We start from the raw sequence: 16,602 nt of genomic DNA, 5'->3' as shown, positions 1-16,602 counted from the left end.
ATCCGGCCACGCGCGCGACGCCTCGACATCACCGGCCGCAAAGCGTGAAATCCCGCGTCGAATCTTGATTTTCTAGAATCCTCGTGAGGATTGTTCCGGGTTCACCACCGGGCTGCATCGGGAAAAGCTTGCTTCCAGCCGGTGCGGACATTATGTCGGGGCAACGCTCGCCGGTGTTGCGCATCCGATGGGATCGGACCCGCCGCCCGCCGCGTTTTGCCGAACGGCTTCGTTTTGTGTCCCGGGTCGCCCCATTCAGGCCGTCCGGCTGGAGAGTGTGGATGGCAAAAGAAGAGTTGATGCAGTTCGACGGTCTCGTGATCGAGATCCTGCCGGACGCGCGCTACCGCGTGCAGCTCGACCAGGGGCACGAGATCGTGGCCTACACGGCCGGCAAGATGAAGAAGAACCGCATCAAGACTCTGGCCGGCGACCGCGTCACCGTCGAGATGTCCCCCTACGACCTGGAGAAGGGCCGCCTCGTGTTCCGACACAAGGACGAGCGCTCCGCCGGTCCGCGCCCGCCGATGCGCGGCCAGTTCCGCCGCCGCTGATCGTCCAAGCGTCCCGCCGATGCCTCCCCCTGGGAGGCATCGCTGTTTTGGACGCCACGGTGCGTGGTTCAGCAAACCGGGCGAAGGTGTTGGACCGACTTCGCTCCACCCGTCCGGCGTCTCTCGGGCGCGTCCCCTCTCCGGGAAGGCGCGGGAACAGGGCGGAGCTCGCGACCGAACCGCAGGGGCACGTCCCCCGTTCCCAACCTCGCCCGCACGCAGAGGCGGCCTTTTCGGCCCCTGCCGACCGACGCGCCGCATCGGCGCAATGCGCAGGACCCGGTCCCTGCCGGTCCCGGACCTACTTCCCGAACCGCTCGAATTTGGGGAAGCTCCGGGTCATCAGGGCACCGGCGTCCGAGCGGTGGCCCAGCCACTTCTCCAGGATCCCCGCATGGGCGAGGCGCGCCTCGCCGCCCGCCTCGCGCCAGGGCAGGCCCTCGGCCAGGGTGAAGACATGGGCGTCGGTGAGGGTGGTCTGGCGGCAGCGCTGCAGGCGCACGCCCTTGCCGCGCACCATCTCGGGCAATTCGCTCAAGGGGAAGACCAGCATCAGCCGGTCGGCACTGCACACCGCCACGTGGTCGCCGGTCGCCGGCACCAGCACGGCGGCCGTCGCCGGCGCGTCGAGGCCCATGATGCCCTTGCCCTTGCGGGTGTTGGCGACGAGCGCATCGGCCGGCGCCAGGAAGCCGCGCCCGTCCGTGGCCGCGACCAGGACCTTGGCGCCCGGCTGATAGGGGATGGCCGCGACGATCTCGGTGCCGTCGTCGAAATCCACCATCAGGCGGATCGGGTCGCCGAAGCCGCGCCCGCCCGGCAGCTTGGCCGCCTCCAGGGTGAAGACCTTGCCGTTCGAGGCGAGCACCAGGATCTTGGCCGTGGTCTCGCTCGGGAAGGCGAGCTTGAGGCCGTCATCGCCCTTGAAGGCGACGGCGGACAGGTCGGCGACGTGGCCCTTGAGCGCCCGGATCCAGCCCTTGTTGGAGACGATCACGGTGATCGGCTCGCGCTCCACCATGGCGGCCGCGAAGTCGATGCCGGCGGTGTCGGGCGGGTTCTCCAGGGTGGTGCGGCGGGCTCCGATCTTGGTCTCGGGGCCGAAGGTCTTCTTCACCGCGCGGATCTGCTTGGTGATGTCGGCCCATTGCAGCTTGTCGGAGCCGAGCAGGCCCTCGATCCCCTCCTTCTCCTGCGTCAGCGCGTCGAGCTCGCGCTTCATCTCCATCTCCTCGAGCTTGCGCAGGGAGCGCAGGCGCGTGTCGAGGATGGCGTTGGCCTGGACCTCGGTGAGCTCGAACCGCTTCATCAGGGCGGGTTTCGGCTCGTCCTCCTCGCGGATGATCCGGATGACCTCGTCGAGGTCGAGATAGACGATGAGCAGGCCGCCCAGGATCTCCAGGCGGCGGTCGATCTGGCCGAGGCGGTGGCGCGAGCGGCGCTGGAGCACGACGCGGCGGTGGTCGAGCCACTCGCGCAGGGCCTCGGCGAGGCCGATGACGCGGGGCACGAGGCCGCCCACCAGCACGTTCATGTTGAGCGAGATGCGCGATTCGAGCTCGGTGAGCCGGAACAGCGATTCCATCAGGATGACGGGATCGACGTTGCGGGCGCGCGGCTCCAGCACGATGCGCACGTCCTCGGCCGATTCGTCGCGCACGTCGGCCAGCAGCGGCAGCTTGCGCTCCTGCAGCAGCTCCGCGAGCTTCTCGATCAGGCGCGCCTTCTGCACGCCGTAGGGGATCTCCGTGACCACGATGGTCCAGGTGCCGCGGCCCAGATCCTCCTTGGCCCAGCGGGCGCGCACGCGGAAGCCGCCGCGCCCGGTGCGGTAGGCCTCGGTGATCGATTCGGCGCTGTCGATCAGGATGCCGCCGGTGGGGAAGTCCGGCCCCTTCACGAAGGTCAGGAGCTGGGCGGAGGTCGCCTCCGGATGGGTGATGAGGTAGAGCGCCGCGTCGCAGAGCTCGGCCGCGTTGTGGGGCGGGATCGAGGTCGCCATGCCCACGGCGATGCCCTGGCTGCCGTTGGCGAGCAGGTTCGGGAAGGCGGCGGGGAGCACCACCGGCTCCTCCTCCTGCCCGTCGTAGTTCGGGCGGAAATCCACCGAATCGTCGTCGAGGCCCTCGAGGAGGAGGCGCGCCACCTCCGTCATCCGCGCCTCGGTGTAGCGCTGGGCGGCGGCGTTATCGCCGTCGATGTTGCCGAAGTTGCCCTGGCCGTCGACCAGCGGGTAGCGCTGCGCGAAGTCCTGCGCCATCCGCACCAGGGCGTCGTAGGCCGCCGTGTCGCCGTGCGGATGGTACTTGCCGATGACGTCGCCGACGATGCGGGCGCATTTCTTGAAGGCCGAGCTGGGGTCGAGCTTCAGCAGCCGCATGGCGAACAGGATGCGGCGATGGACCGGCTTCAGCCCGTCGCGGGCATCGGGCAGCGCCCGGTGCATGATCGTCGAGAGCGCGTAGGCGAGGTAGCGATCCTCCAGCGCGGTCTTCAGCTCGACGCTCTCGATGCCATCGGGATTCGATGGCGGCTCGAAGGGCTGGCCCATCACGAACTCCCGGGCCGCACACGACCCAAATCAGAACAAAGCACGAACGGAATTTAGGCGTTTCCCGTGCCCAATGCAACGAAGCGCGTCCGCTCCTCGGGCACGGGGATCGCACGCGGTCCCCAGATGTGCTGGTCGAGGAAGTACCCCGTCAAGGTAAACCCCTCGGTAACGTCTCGGGCGTCCGGCGTCATCGGCAGTCCCGCGCCGGGGACGCGCTCGCGCAGGAAGTCCGGCAGCGCCAGCAGCTTGTCGCGATAGGGCTCGCCGGCCGAGGCGCTCACCGCCCGCCCGCTGCGGGGCGAGACGTAGATCAGCGCGTCGTTGCCTCCCGTGGCGGCGCAGGCCGCCAGGTCGAGCCCGAAGCCGAGCTCGGCCAGGAGGGCGAGCTCGAAGCGCACCATCAGCGGCGGGGCGATGTCCGGGTCGTCCAGGTGCGCCACCAGCAGTCCGGCCGCCGCGAACAGCTCGGGATGGGGGTCGCGCTCGGGCAACAGCCGGAGCAGGCCCGCGAGATGACTCATGCCGTAGAGGGCGAGCCCCGACCCCATCAGCCGGGCGGCGACGGATTCGATGGGCTCCACCACGAAGGCGCCCAGGCTCTCGTCGAGGCGCGCCCGCCAGGTGGCCTGCACCCGGTTGCCGGCCTGCAGCACCGGCTGCATCCGGCGCGAGCGGCCGCCATGCACGAGCCCGAGGTGGCGGCCGTGGTTCCGGGTCATGAGTTCGAGGATGACGCTGGTCTCGCCCTGGCGGCGCAGGCCGAGCACCAGGGCCTCGTCGGTCCATTGCATGGGCCGTCTTACGGCGATGTCCCGCCCTTGCAAATGCCTCGGGACGGCGCAAGTTGCATCAATCATCGGACTCGCGCAAGACGCGAACCCTGGTAGGCTCGGCGGGATCCGAATCGAGGCCGCCCCGCCATGTCACGCGCCTGCCCCCTGCTGCGCCTCGGCGTCCTCCTCGCGAGCGCCGCGGGCTCGGCCCTCGCCGGCTGCAGCGCCCGCCCGTCGATCCCAATTCCGCCCGCCACCGCGCCGCTGCACGAGCGCCTCGCCGCCCTGGCCTTGAGCCGGCCGGAATTCGGATCGCTCTCGCTGATTCCGGTCCGGTTCGCGGAGAGCCGGGCCACCGGGCCCTTCCTCGACGAGGGACGCACGCTCTACTGCGTGTCGAGTCGGATGCGGGGGCGCACCTTCGGCCGGGCCGAGCGGGCCAAGGTCGTCATCGAGGAGAAGGCCGGGGTCCTGCGCGTCATCGACGAGGACAAAGAGACCTGCGACTTCCACCGCACCGAGCCCCTGCCCGAACTCGAGACGATGGCCGTCGCCAAACCCTGAGGGCCAAACCCTGATGGCCAAACCCTGAAAACCATGCCCTGAGAGCAGAGCGCTGACCCGGAGGAGCCTGCGCCGAGGCGTCGTCCCGAGGTCGCGACGCTTGCGCCGCGGCGCGTCGGATGATTCGGTGGCGCCATGCCGGACCCCTCCATCGCCCTCAGCCTCGACCTCATCGCCCGTGCCCATCCGGTGCCGGTGGCCGACGATGCCACCGCCCTGGCGCTGATGACCGACGCCGAACTGGCGCCGGGCCTCGCCGCCGCCCTGGCGGCGCGCCCCGCCCCGGCGGACGGCCTCTGGGTGTTCGGCTACGGATCCCTGATCTGGCAGCCGGAATTCGCCTATTCCGAGCGCCGGGTCGGCACGGTGCACGGCTATCATCGGCGCTTCTGCCTGCTCCAGCGCCGGTTCCGCGGCAGCGTCGACAATCCCGGCCTCGTCCTGGCCCTGGATACGGGAGGCGCCTGCGAGGGGGTCGCCTTCCGGCTGACCGGCGCGGAGGCCGCCGAGACCCTGCTGCCGGTCTGGCGCCGGGAGATGCGCGGCAACGGCTATCTCGGGCGCTGGGTCCCGGTGGAGACGGCCGCCGGCACGATCCAGGCGCTGACCTTCCTGGTGAACCCCGAGAGCGACCGCTACACCGGGCCGATCTCGGACGAAGCGATCGCGGACCGGATCGCCGCCGGGGCCGGGCACCTCGGGCCGAGTGCGGAGTACCTGTTCCGCACGGTGGCCGCCTGCCTCGAGGCGGGCATCCGCTGCCCGCACCTGCTGACCCTGCAGGCGATGGTGGCGGAACGCCTGCAGGCGCGGCTTGGGGCCGGGCGCGACGGTCCCTCGGCGGCCGGCGCCTGACGCGCCAGTCCGGAGCCGCGGCGGGATCGGTCCGCCGGCACGGGATGCGGTGTCGGGCGGTCGGATCGTGCAACCCCCGCGGCCCCGACAGAACCCCGATCGGTGACGCGCGCGGCGTTCTGGACCGGAACGGGCCCGGCGCGATCGTATAGATGATCCGAATAAGTCCACTTAGATCTGACGAAGCCAACAGAGGATGTGATTTAATACATTTTTATTGGCCGCCCCCTAAGACAAGCGGAGACGCTACACGACTGATCAGGCCTATCGATGACATACGGTATCCGCGCCCGCCTCTACGCCGGATTTGGGAGCCTGATCCTGATCACCGGCGGGATTGGCCTGACCGCGCAGTATCAGCTCGGCTCCATCGTGGCTGAATACGCGCGAGTCGCTCGCCTCGAGGAAGGAGCACGCAACGTCTTCTCGCTGAACGGCCTTGCGGAGCGCCTCTCCGGCCAGGCCCTGGAACTGCAGGCGAGCCAGACTCCCGATCAGATCAACCAGGTCGAGCAGACGCGCCAGGCCATCACCACCGTGCTCCAGCGCCAGATCGACATCGCCCTCTCCGACGAGCGGCGCGCGCTCTACACCCGCATGCAGGATCAGTCCGCGACCCTGAAGGACGATCTCCAGCGCCTCGGCCAAGCCGGAATCACGCTCACGGACAGCAAGGCGGCGCTGTTCAAGACCGGCGATGCCTTGACCCGCGTGAGCGGCCTCCTCGCCACGGAGATCCGCCAGAACGGCTCCGCCGCCGAGGTCAGCCAGGCGGCGCAGATCGACAGCGCGGTGCTGCTGATGCGGGTCGCGAACTGGCGGTTCCTGGCCACCCGCGATCCGAAGGGTCCCGCGACCTTCGCGGCGAACAGCCTGAAGGCGGGCGCCGCGCTGAAGGCGCTGCGCGACCTCGACACGGACGGTACGTTCACGCGCTCGATCAAGCAGCTGCAGGACACGATCGACGCCTATATCGGCGCGTTCAACGCCGCCGCCGCCGCGATCGAGGCGACGCGGGCCGCCCATGACGACGCGCTCAAGCCGCACATGGCGGCGCTGATGCAGGCGGGCCACGAGGTCCGGACGAAGATCGAGGCGGCGGTCGGCGAGATCTCCGCCGCCACCGAGGCGAGCGTCGACCGGGCGCGGGTCCTGCAGCTCGGCCTCATCGCCCTGGCGCTGGCGCTCGGCGGCGCCCTCGCCTTCCTGATCGCGCGCAGCATCATCAGGCCGATCTCCGGCATGACCGAAGCCATGAGCCGCCTGGCCGCCGGCGAGACGGCCATCACCGTGCCCTCGCAGGAGGCCCGGGACGAGATGGGCGAGATGGCCAAGGCCGTCGACGTGTTTCGCCAGAACGCCATCGCGCGCGGCGAGTTGGAGGCGCAGCAGGTCGCCGCGCAGTCGGCCCGCCAGCGCCGGGCGGACCGGGTCGACGGCCTGGTCCAGAGCTTCGAACAGACCATTTCGGGCGCCATCGGCATCGTCACCTCCGCGGCGACCGAACTCGACGCCACGGCCCGCTCGATGACCCATGTGGCGGAGAGCACCAGCGGGCAGGCGCTGGCCTCGAACGCGGCCGCGCAGGAAACCGCCGCGAACGTGCAGACCGTGGCGGCGGCCGCCGAGGAGATGGTCGCGTCCCTGCAGGAGATCGAACGCCAGGTTCAGCAATCGAACGCCGCCGCGGGTGCCGCGGCCCGCGAGGCGGAAGCCACGGACGTCACCATGGGCAGCCTGATCCAGGCCGCCGACCGGATCGGCGAGGCCGTGACGATGATCTCCGGCATCGCCAGCCAGACCAACCTGCTGGCGCTCAACGCCACCATCGAGGCCGCCCGCGCCGGCGAAGCGGGACGCGGCTTCGCGGTGGTGGCCGCCGAGGTCAAGGAGCTCGCCGGCCAGACCGCCCGGGCCACCGACCAGATCGGCGGTCAGATCACGGCGATCCAGCAGGCGACCGCCCAGGCCGTCGCGGCCATCCGCCAGATCGGCCAGACCATCGTGTCGGTGAACGCGATCACCGAGAGCATCGCCGCGACGGTGGTGGAACAGACGGCGGCCACCGGCGAGATCTCCCGCAACGCGGCCGAAGCGGCACGCGGAACCCAGGACGTCTCGCGGAACGTCGCCCAGGTTCTCACCTCCTCCGGCGACACCGGCTCCGCGGCCCAGCAGGTGCTGATGGCGGCGGGCGAACTCTCGGTCCAGTCGGTGAACGTGCGCCAGGAGGTCGAGGGCTTCCTCGCCGCCATCCGCGCGGCGTGAGACGCAGCGTCGGTCGGGCTCACGGCCCGGCCGACGTCGCTCCCCCCAGGCGGTCGGCCCGCGTCGGGCCTCCGCTCAGTTCACCTCGACCTGCACCACCCCCGGGACCGCCCGGAGCGCCCCGGCGATCTGCGGCGTGGCCTGGTAGCGGCCCGGCAGCTTGACCTCGACCTCGCGGGCGCCGTCGAGGAGGAGGATCAGGGAGACCTCGCCCTCCCCGCGCACCTGGAGGCGCTGCTGCACGCTCTGGATCGGGCGCTCGTCCTGCAGGTAGACGCGCATGCCCTTCTGGTGGCGGGCCACCGCCACGTCGAGGGGCTCGGCGGTCATGATGCGGGCGCGCACGTCCTCGCCCTCGAGGTTGGCCTGGAGCTGGAGCACCAGCGGCCGGCCCGGCTCGAGGATCTCGCGGTACTGGCCGAGACCTTCGGAGAAGATGATCGCCTCGAAATGCCCGGTCTGGTCCGAGAGGATGACGATGCCGAGCTTGTTGCCGGTCTTGGTCCGGCGCTCGGAACGATCGAGGACCGAGGCCGCCACGCGGCCCACGCTGGTGGTGCCGGCCCGGACCGCCCGGCAGAACTCGGCCCAGGTCTGGACCCGGAGCTTGCCGAGGAGGTCGCCGTACTCGTCCAGGGGATGGCCCGACAGGAAGAAGCCGACCGCGTCGTATTCCTTCTTCAGCTTGTCGGCCATCGGCCAGGGGTCATAGGGCGGCACCCGCAGGGTGACGTTGGCGGCCGTGATCCCGCCGAACATGTCGTCGATGCCGGTGCTCGCCGCCTCCGCGGCCCCTTGAGCCAGCTTCATCATCGGCTCGATGGCGGCGCAGGCCCGGGCGCGATCCGGCTCGATGGTGTCCATGGCCCCGGCCGCCACGAGGCTCTCCAGGGTGCGCTTGTTCAGCATGCGCGGGTTGAGCCGGCGCGCGAGACAGGCGAGATCCTTGAAGGGCCTGTCGCCGCGGGCCTCGATCAGGGCCTCGACCGCGCCCCGCCCCACCCCCTTGATCGCCGCGAGGGCGTAGTGGATGCAGCCCTCGCGCACCTCGAAGCCGACACCCGAGGTGTTGATCGAGGGCGGCTCCACCGTGATCTTCAGGCGCTGGGCGTCCTGGCGAAACTCGGCCAGCTTGTCGGTCACGTCGATGTCGAGCTGCATCGCGGCGGCCAGGAACTCCACCGGATGGTTCGCCTTCAGGTAGGCGGTCTGGTAGGTGAGCAGGGCGTAGGCGGCGGCGTGTGACTTGTTGAAGCCGTAATCGGCGAACTTGGCGAGCAGGTCGAAGATCTCGTTGGCCTTGGCCTTGGTGAGGTCGCGCTCGACGCAGCCCTTCACGAAACGGTCGCGCTGGGCGTCCATCTCGGCCTTGATCTTCTTGCCCATGGCGCGGCGGAGCATGTCGGCCTCGCCCAGGGAGTAGCCTGCCAGGACCTTGGCCACCTCCATCACCTGCTCCTGGTAGACGATGATGCCGAAGGTCTCCTTGAGGATCGGCTCCAGCTTCTCGTGCGGGTACCAGCTCGCCTCGTTGCCGGCATCGCGGCCGAGCTTGCGCTCGCAATAGACCGGGATGTTGGCCATGGGGCCCGGGCGGTAGAGCGCCACCAGGGCGATGATGTCCTCGAAGCGGTCGGCCTGCATCTCGACCAGTGCCTTGCGCATGCCGGCGGATTCCACCTGGAACACGCCCACCGTCTCGCCGCGCTTCATCGGCGCGTAGGTCGCCGCATCGTCGAGGGGCAGGGAGGCGAGATCGACGATGATGCCGCGCTGGGCCAGGAAGTCCGTGCAGCAGCGCAGCAGCGTCAGCGTCTTCAGGCCGAGGAAGTCGAACTTCACCAGGCCCGCGGCCTCGACCCACTTCATGTTGAACTGGGTCACCCGCATCCCGGTCTTCGGATCGCGGTAGAGCGGCACCAGCTGTTCGAGGGGACGGTCGCCGATGACGACGCCGGCGGCGTGGGTCGAGGCGTGCCGGTGCAGGCCCTCGAGCTTCTTCGAGATCTCCATGAGGCGGGCGACGATCGGCTCCTCCTCGATCGCCTGCTGGAGCTTCGGCTCGCCCTCGATGGCCTGGACCAGGGTGACGGGGTTGGCCGGGTTCTGCGGCACGAGCTTGGTCAGCTTGTCGACCTGCCCGTAGGGCATCTCCAGCACGCGGCCGACGTCGCGCAGCACGCCGCGGGCGAGCAGCGTGCCGAAGGTGATGATCTGCGCCACCTGACGCTCGCCGTAGCGCTGCTGCACGTACTGGATCACGCGCTCGCGGCCCTCGACGCAGAAGTCGATGTCGAAATCCGGCATCGAGACGCGCTCGGGGTTCAGGAAGCGCTCGAACAGCAGGCCGAAGCGGAGCGGGTCGAGGTCGGTGATGAGGAGCGACCAGGCCACCAGGGAGCCGGCGCCGGAGCCGCGGCCCGGACCCACCGGGATGTCGTGGTCCTTGGCCCACTTGATGAAGTCCGACACGATCAGGAAGTAGCCGGGAAACTTCATGCCCACGATGACGTCGAGCTCGAAGGCGAGGCGGTCGCGGTAGACCTGCTCGGACATGCCGGGCGCGGTGCCGTGCTGGGCGAGGCGCAGTTCGAGGCCGGCCTCCGCCTGCCGGCGCAGCTCCGCCGGCTCGTCGAGGGGCGGCGCGGCCGCGACGTCGGGGGTGGCCGCGGGGTCGGTGGCGTCGCGGGCGGCGACGACGCCGAAATTCGGCAGGATCGGCTTGCGGGTGCGCACGCGATAGGCGCAGCGCATGGCGATCTCGACGGTGGCGCTCAGGGCGTCCGGCAGGTCGGCGAAGAGCGCGGCCATCTCGGCGCGGGTCTTGAAGCCGTGGCGGGGGGTCAGCTTGCGGCGGCGGTCGTCCGAGACGAGGCGGCCATCCGCGATCGCCAGGAGCGCGTCGTGGGCGTCGTAGTCGCCCTCGCGGGCGAAGAACGGCTCGTTGGCGGCCACCACCGAGAGGCCGTTCGTGTCCGCCAGGCGCAGCAATTCCCGCTCGACCATGCGCTCGTCGGCGAGGCCGTGGCGCAGGATCTCGACGTAGAGCCTGTCCTCGCCGAAGGCCCCGCGCAGCTGCGCCAGGCGAACGGCGGCGAGCTCGGCCCGGCCCTGCCGCAGGGCGCTGTCGAGGGGACCGGTGGAGCCGCCCGTCAGGGCGATCAGGCCGGCGCTCGACTCGGCCAGGGCCTCGACGCTGACGCGGGGGGCATCGCCCAGGGCGACGTCGAAATAGGCGCGGCTGGCCAGCCGCAGCAGGTTGCCGTAGCCGGTCTCGTCCTGCGCCAGCACGACGATGTTGGCGCAGCCGGCCTGGCCCTGCCCGACGCGCGCCATCGGATCGGGCGCCTCGAAGGCCACGGTGAGCTGGAGGCCGGGGATCGGCTGGATGCCGGCGCCGGCGGCCTTCTCGGAGAATTCGAGCGCCCCGAACAGGTTGTTGGTGTCGGTGAGCGCGAGGGCCGGCTGCCGGTCGGCCAGGGCGGCCTTCACGATGTCGCCGACCTTCAGAGCCCCTTCCAGCAGGGAGAACGACGAGTGAACGTGGAGGTGGACGTAAGCCGGGTCTTTGAGCAGGGGATTCTGGAGGATGCGCGCCATGAGACCAACAGCCCGAGTCGTGGTTTCCAATCCATGAGAAACCGGCGCCCGGACGCGTTTCCCTGTGGACCGCGCGCCCCCTGTGACTCCGCCGCAACGCTATCGCAAGGGCGCCAATGCGACAGCCCAGGCGGCGAAGGACATCGCCAGGAGCCCGAAGGCCATGAACTCGACCGCACCCGTCAGGATCATCCGCTTGAACATGGGCATCGCCTTTCGTTGACGCTCCGAGTTTTGTTCTTGTTTTGTTCTATGTAAAGCGAAAGTCTCCGCGCTGACGGATCGTCGTTAACGTCGCGTAAATTCCATCGACCCGGCCCGGGGTCGCGGATCGGCCGGGAGGGCTCAAGCGAGGCGTCGGCCCCTCCAGTACAGGGATGGCCCGCGCAGAGTCCCCCCCACCCGCCCTCAGGGCAGCTGCTCGATCAGTCCGTCCCGGATCGTCACGCGCCGGTCCATGCGGGCGGCGAGATCCATGTTGTGGGTGGCCACCAGGGCGGCGAGGCCGGAGGCGCGGACCAGCGAGACCAGGATGCCGAAGACGTGGGCGGCGGTGTGCGGATCGAGGTTGCCGGTGGGCTCGTCGGCGAGCAGCAGGCGCGGGCCGTTGGCCACCGCCCGCGCGATGGCGACGCGCTGCTGCTCGCCGCCCGAGAGCTCGGCCGGCCGGTGCAGGAGGCGCTCCTTCAGGCCGAGGAAGCTCAGCAGCTCGCTCGCCCGTTCGCGGGCCTCGCGCTGGGACAGCCCGCGGATGAGCTGCGGCATCACCACGTTCTCCAGGGCCGAGAATTCCGGCAGGAGGTGGTGGAACTGGTAGACGAAGCCCATCTCCTCGCGCCGCAGGCGGGTGCGCTCGGCATCCCCCATCGCGGCCGTCGGACTGCCGCCGATATAGATCTCGCCGCCGTCGGGGCGCTCCAGCAGGCCGGCGAGGTGCAGCAGGGTGCTCTTGCCGGCCCCCGAGGGCGCCACCAGGGCGACGAGTTCGCCCGGCCAGATCGCGAAATCCGCCTGGCGCAGGATTTCGAGGGCGCCGGCCCCGTCGCCGGCCCCTTGGGTGTAGCGCCGCTCCACCTTGGCGAAGAACAGGGCCGGGACCGGCTGCGCGCCGGGCGCCTCGGCTTTCGTGGTCATGGATGTTCGGGCCTCAGCCGTAGCGCAGGGCCTGCACCGGATCGAGCCGGGCGGCGCGCCACGAGGGATACAGCGTCGCGATCAGCGACAGGGCGATGGAGGTGACGACCACCACGGTGATCTCGTTGGCGTTCATCTCGGCCGGGATCTCGGCCAGGAAGCGCACCGTGGGGTCCCAGGCGGAGGGGAACAGCACCCGCTGGATCCCCTTGATGTTCATCGTGATCAGGATGCCCAGCCCCAGGCCGCTCAGGGTCCCGACCACGCCGATCAGCGCCCCGTTGATGAGGAACACCCGCATGATGGTGCCGGGGGTCGCCCCCATGGTGCGCAGGATGGCGATGTCGCTCGACTTGTCGCGCACCAGCAGGATCAGCCCCGAGATGATGTTCAGGGTCGCCACCACGACGATCAGGCTGAGGATCAGGAACATGACGTTCCGCTCCACCTCCAGCGCCCCGAAGAAGGTTCGGTTGCGCTGGCGCCAGTCGGTGAGGAGCACCGGGCGCTCGGCCGCCATCTCGAGGTCGGGCCGCATCGCGCCCACCGCCTCGGCATTGTCGAGGTAGATCTCGATCAGGCTGACATCGGCGTCCCGGTTGAAGAAGGCCTGGGACTCGGTGAGCGGCATGAACACGAAGGTCGAGTCGAACTCGGTCATGCCGATCTCGAAGATCGCCTTGATGGTGTAGCCCTTGGTGCGCGGCGCCGTGCCGAACGGCGTCGAGGCCCCCTTGGGGGTCAGCAGGTTGATCTGGTCGCCGGCCTGGACGCCGAGGGATTCGGCCAGGCGCCGGCCGATGGCGACGCCCGAGCCGTCGTCGAAGCCCTCCAGGCTGCCGCCCTTGATGTTGCTCGCGATGGCGCCGATCTTGTCGAGGTCCTCGCCCCGGATGCCGCGGACCAGCACGCCGCTGCCGGCGCCGCCATAGGGCGACGAGGCGAAGGCCTGCCCCTCCACCAGGGGAATCGCCGCCCGGACCCCGGCGACCTTCGACAGGCGCTCGGAGAGGTCGGCATAGTCGGTGAAGAGCTTGTCGATCGGCGCGACGAAGACGTGGCCGTTGATGCCCACGATCTTCGACAGCAGCTCGGTGCGGAAGCCGTTCATCACCGACAGCACGATGATCAGCGTGGCGACGCCGAGGGCGATGCCGAGGAGCGAGAAGAACGCCACCACGGAGACGCCGCCGCCCCGGCGCCGGGCCCGCAGGTAGCGCCCGGCGATGATCCACTCGAACCCGGCGAAGGGTGGCGTGCTCCCGCGCCGGAACCGGGCGCGTAGGCCCGCAAGCCTGTCCGTCAGGGTCGCCGCCATGGGGTGCCTCAGAGCCGCTTCAGGCGGGCGAGCAGATCGATCGGGGCGATGCTCTCGCGCTCGCCGCCGGCCCGGCGCTTCAGCTCGACCTTGCCCTCGGCGAGGCCGCGGGGGCCGACGATGACCTGCCAGGGCAGGCCGATGAGGTCGGCCGTGGCGAACTTGGCGCCCGGGCGCTCGTCGCGGTCGTCGTAGAGCACGCTGAGGCCGGCCGCCTCCAGGGTGGCCTGGATCTCGCCGCAGGCGGCGTCGGTGGCGGCATCGCCGGTCTTGAGGTTGATCAGCGCCACGTCGAAGGGCGCCACCGCGTCGGGCCAGATGATGCCGGCCTCGTCGTGGCTCGCCTCGATGATCGCCGCCACGAGGCGACTCGGTCCGATGCCGTAGGAGCCCATATGGACCGGGCGCTCGACGCCGTCGGGGCCGGTGACCTTGGCGCCCATCGGCTCGGAATACTTGGTGCCGAAGTAGAAGATGTGCCCGACCTCGATGCCGCGCGCGGCCATCTGCTTGTCGCCCTGCACCTCGGCGAAGGCGGCCGGCTCGTGCATCTCGGAGGTGGCGGCGTAGAGCGAGGTCCAGCGGTCGACGGTGCCCTGCAGCGCCGCGACGTCCTCGAAATCGGTGGTGATCGGCGGGACCTCGAAGTCGAGGTACTGGCTGTCGCAGTAGACCTCGCTCTCGCCGGTCTGGGCCAGGATGATGAACTCGTGGCTGAGGTCGCCGCCGATCGGACCCGTATCGGCCCGCATCGGGATCGCCTTCAGGCCGAGGCCCGCGAAGGTGCGCAGGTAGGCCACGAACATCCGGTTGTAGGCGTGGCGGGCGGCGGCCTGGTCGATGTCGAAGGAATAGGCGTCCTTCATCAGGAACTCGCGCGAGCGCATGGTGCCGAAGCGCGGCCGGACCTCGTCGCGGAACTTCCAGGAGATCTGGTAGAGGTTCTTCGGCAGGTCCTTGTAGGAGCGCACGCTGCCGCGGAAGATCTCGGTGACGACCTCCTCGGCGGTGGGGCCGAACAGCATCTCGCGGTCGTGACGGTCCGAGATGCGGAGCATCTCCTTGCCGTAGGCCTCGTAGCGGCCGGATTCCCGCCAGAGCTCGGCCGACTGGATCGTCGGCATCAGGATCTCGATGGCCCCCGCCCGGTCCTGCTCCTCGCGGATCACCGCGCAGACCTTGTTCAGGACGCGCAGGCCCAGCGGCAGCCACGCATAGATGCCGGCGGCCTCCTGGCGCACGAGCCCGGCGCGCAGCATGAGGCGGTGAGAGACGATCTCGGCCTCCTTGGGCGTCTCGCGCAAGGTCGGCAGGAAGTAGCGGGAGAGACGCATGAAAGGCCCTGGAAACAGCGTGCCAGCGGGTCGGCGGCACGCCCCGGCACACAACACATTGCATTGGGAAAACACAAGCGCGGAGGGGTGACACTGGTCCGCAGCGTGGCGTTTCGCCCCCGCGGCCGAGGTCCATTCCCGTCAAGGCCGGTCCGCCAAACCGCAAGCCTCGCGGGCCGTCGGGCAAGCCTGGCCGGCCGTTAGACAAGCGTTACCGGTCGCCGGGCATGCCTTGCCCGCCATTCCGGTAGAAAAGCGCAGGAATGTCTCACGAGACAGGTGACAATGAGAATTGTTGTTCCTATAAGCGCCTCCGTGATGATCGCGCCGCCAAGCAGTGGCGCCACACGGTCCGAGTCTCGGGAGGAATTTCAGCCGCCACGCCGTCAGCAATGCGTGAGACAATCGAGGCTGAGCAAACGACCATCTTTACAAAAGCAAGGCTTAGGCCTTGCTTTTTTTATGCCTGAAGGCTTGCTTTTATGCCTGAAGGCTTGCGCGAGGCTGTGGCCGCTCCCGCGTAATCAGCGCCATCCCGCGTCGAGGCGCCGTCGTCCCGGGGCCGCGCCGCGGAACCCGGGCTCCCGAAACCCAGGGTGCGCAAGACTTTGCACCGTCGTCGGCTCTGGATTCCGGGCTCGCCTGCGGGGCCCCGGAACGACGCGGTGCTGTCTCTGCGGCCGTGGCTCGATGTCCCGCGTACGCTGTCGGTTCTTCGCGGGGGCAGCGACGCGCCCAGTCTGGACCACGCCGACAGCGTGAGCTTCGTCCGCGGGCGGGATCCCATCCGGTTCGACCGGATGTCCCCGGCGTCCTTACAGGCCGGCCAGCTCGAAGACCTGGATCGCCGCCAGGAAGACGACGCTCGCCAGGACGGAGGTGAGGATCGCCTTCTCGCGCAGGCGCGGAGCGGCGGGCGCCCCCGGGTCCTGGCCGGGCACGATCCGCTCCGGGTCGGTCTCGACCTGGTTGCGCAGGGGCAGGATGACGAAGAGCAGGGTCCACCAGACCACGAAGTAGAGGGCCAGGGCGCCGAACACGGTGAGCTTGAACAGGCCCACCGCGAGGAGGACCACCGCGACCAGCACCACGCCCATCACCGCCAGGGTGCGCAGGGTGGAGGCCGCCAGGGTCTGCAGGATGCCGTTCATCCGGCTCAGACCTGCTCCAACTCGACGAGGGTGCCGAGGAAGTCCTTCGGATGGAGGAAGAGAACGGGCTTGCCGTGGGCCCCGATCTTCGGCTCGCCGGTGCCGAGGACGCGGGCGCCCTGGGCCTTGAGCGTGTCGCGGGCGGCGATGATGTCGTCGACCTCGTAGCAGACGTGATGGACGCCGCCCTGGGGGTTGCGTTCGACGAAGCTCGCGATGGGCGAGCCCTCGCCCAGGGGCGACATCAGCTCGACCTTGCTGTTGGGCAGGTTGACGAACACCACGGTCACGCCGTGCTCGGGCTGCGGCAGCGGCTCCGTCACGGTGGCCCCGAGGGTGTCCCGGTAGATGGCGCAGGCGGCGTCGAGATCGCGGACCGCGATGGCGATATGGTTCAGGCGTCCGATCATGGTTTGCTCCCCTTCCCTCCGAAACGGTGCCGCCACCCCTCCCCGTCGAGCGGGGCGATTCGCGATGGCACCGCGGTGTCCTCGCGG

At 69.8% G+C, this 16,602-nt stretch carries 12 protein-coding genes; 4 read left to right on the top strand and 8 right to left on the bottom strand.

The features are described 5' to 3' along the window. Positions 1-281 precede the first annotated feature (281 nt). The gene (gene infA, locus ASF58_RS03830) at positions 282-554 is read left to right on the top strand and encodes a translation initiation factor IF-1 (RefSeq protein WP_055947419.1); all 273 of its coding nucleotides are present in this window, start codon (positions 282-284) and stop codon (positions 552-554) included. A 301-nt stretch (positions 555-855) separates the two neighbouring features. Here the strand turns inward: infA and parC are convergent, their stop codons facing one another. Together parC and recO are read right to left on the bottom strand one after the other, a co-directional pair. Further along, positions 856-3,105: a DNA topoisomerase IV subunit A gene (gene parC / locus ASF58_RS03825; protein WP_055947414.1), complete on the bottom strand. Its 2,250-nt coding sequence runs from the start codon at positions 3,103-3,105 to the stop codon at positions 856-858. A 53-nt stretch (positions 3,106-3,158) separates the two neighbouring features. After that, entirely contained in the window at positions 3,159-3,899 is a 741-nt protein-coding gene (recO, locus tag ASF58_RS03820) for a DNA repair protein RecO (RefSeq protein ID WP_055947411.1), read from the bottom strand. 129 nt (positions 3,900-4,028) lie between these two features. Between recO and ASF58_RS03815 the strand changes: the two genes are divergently transcribed. The 3 genes from ASF58_RS03815 (at position 4,029) to ASF58_RS03805 (ending at position 7,568) form a co-directional block, all read left to right on the top strand. Further along, positions 4,029-4,445, top strand: coding sequence for a hypothetical protein (locus ASF58_RS03815; RefSeq protein WP_055947408.1), 417 nt, complete (start codon positions 4,029-4,031; stop codon positions 4,443-4,445). A gap of 135 nt (positions 4,446-4,580) precedes the next feature. Then, positions 4,581-5,300, top strand: coding sequence for a gamma-glutamylcyclotransferase (locus tag ASF58_RS03810; RefSeq protein ID WP_055947405.1), 720 nt, complete (start codon positions 4,581-4,583; stop codon positions 5,298-5,300). 270 nt (positions 5,301-5,570) lie between these two features. After that, the gene (locus ASF58_RS03805) at positions 5,571-7,568 is read left to right on the top strand and encodes a HAMP domain-containing methyl-accepting chemotaxis protein (protein WP_055947402.1); all 1,998 of its coding nucleotides are present in this window, start codon (positions 5,571-5,573) and stop codon (positions 7,566-7,568) included. A 75-nt stretch (positions 7,569-7,643) separates the two neighbouring features. Here the strand turns inward: ASF58_RS03805 and dnaE are convergent, their stop codons facing one another. The 6 genes from dnaE to mce all read right to left on the bottom strand — a co-directional run bounded on the left by dnaE (position 7,644) and on the right by mce (position 16,515). Further along, positions 7,644-11,168 (bottom strand): DNA polymerase III subunit alpha, encoded by a 3,525-nt coding sequence (gene dnaE / locus ASF58_RS03800; protein WP_055947399.1) that lies wholly within the window; start codon positions 11,166-11,168, stop codon positions 7,644-7,646. Between the two features lie 408 nt (positions 11,169-11,576). Further along, complete coding sequence (locus tag ASF58_RS03795) at positions 11,577-12,302, bottom strand: ABC transporter ATP-binding protein (protein WP_055947395.1); 726 nt, start codon at positions 12,300-12,302, stop codon at positions 11,577-11,579. A gap of 13 nt (positions 12,303-12,315) precedes the next feature. Next, positions 12,316-13,620, bottom strand: coding sequence for a lipoprotein-releasing ABC transporter permease subunit (locus ASF58_RS03790; RefSeq protein ID WP_055947392.1), 1,305 nt, complete (start codon positions 13,618-13,620; stop codon positions 12,316-12,318). Positions 13,621-13,628: 8 nt separating this feature from the next. Then, a complete protein-coding gene (gene proS / locus ASF58_RS03785) occupies positions 13,629-14,954 on the bottom strand; it encodes a proline--tRNA ligase (protein WP_055947390.1) in 1,326 nt (441 codons plus the stop codon). An 815-nt stretch (positions 14,955-15,769) separates the two neighbouring features. Continuing rightward, positions 15,770-16,114 carry a DUF1467 family protein gene (locus ASF58_RS03780; RefSeq protein WP_055947388.1) on the bottom strand — a complete coding sequence of 115 codons (345 nt, stop codon included), beginning with the start codon at positions 16,112-16,114 and terminating at the stop codon, positions 15,770-15,772. Continuing rightward, the gene (mce, locus tag ASF58_RS03775) at positions 16,111-16,515 is read right to left on the bottom strand and encodes a methylmalonyl-CoA epimerase (RefSeq protein ID WP_055947386.1); all 405 of its coding nucleotides are present in this window, start codon (positions 16,513-16,515) and stop codon (positions 16,111-16,113) included. The genes ASF58_RS03780 and mce overlap by 4 nt, the downstream gene beginning before the upstream one ends. Positions 16,516-16,602 lie beyond the last annotated feature (87 nt).

Origin of the sequence: Methylobacterium sp. Leaf125 (genome assembly GCF_001423085.1) — a bacterium.
In the GTDB taxonomy this organism is placed as follows: Bacteria; Pseudomonadota; Alphaproteobacteria; order Rhizobiales; family Beijerinckiaceae; genus Methylobacterium.
Note: the sequence above shows the minus strand (reverse complement) of the source record. Positions and strands in the feature narration are given on the sequence as shown.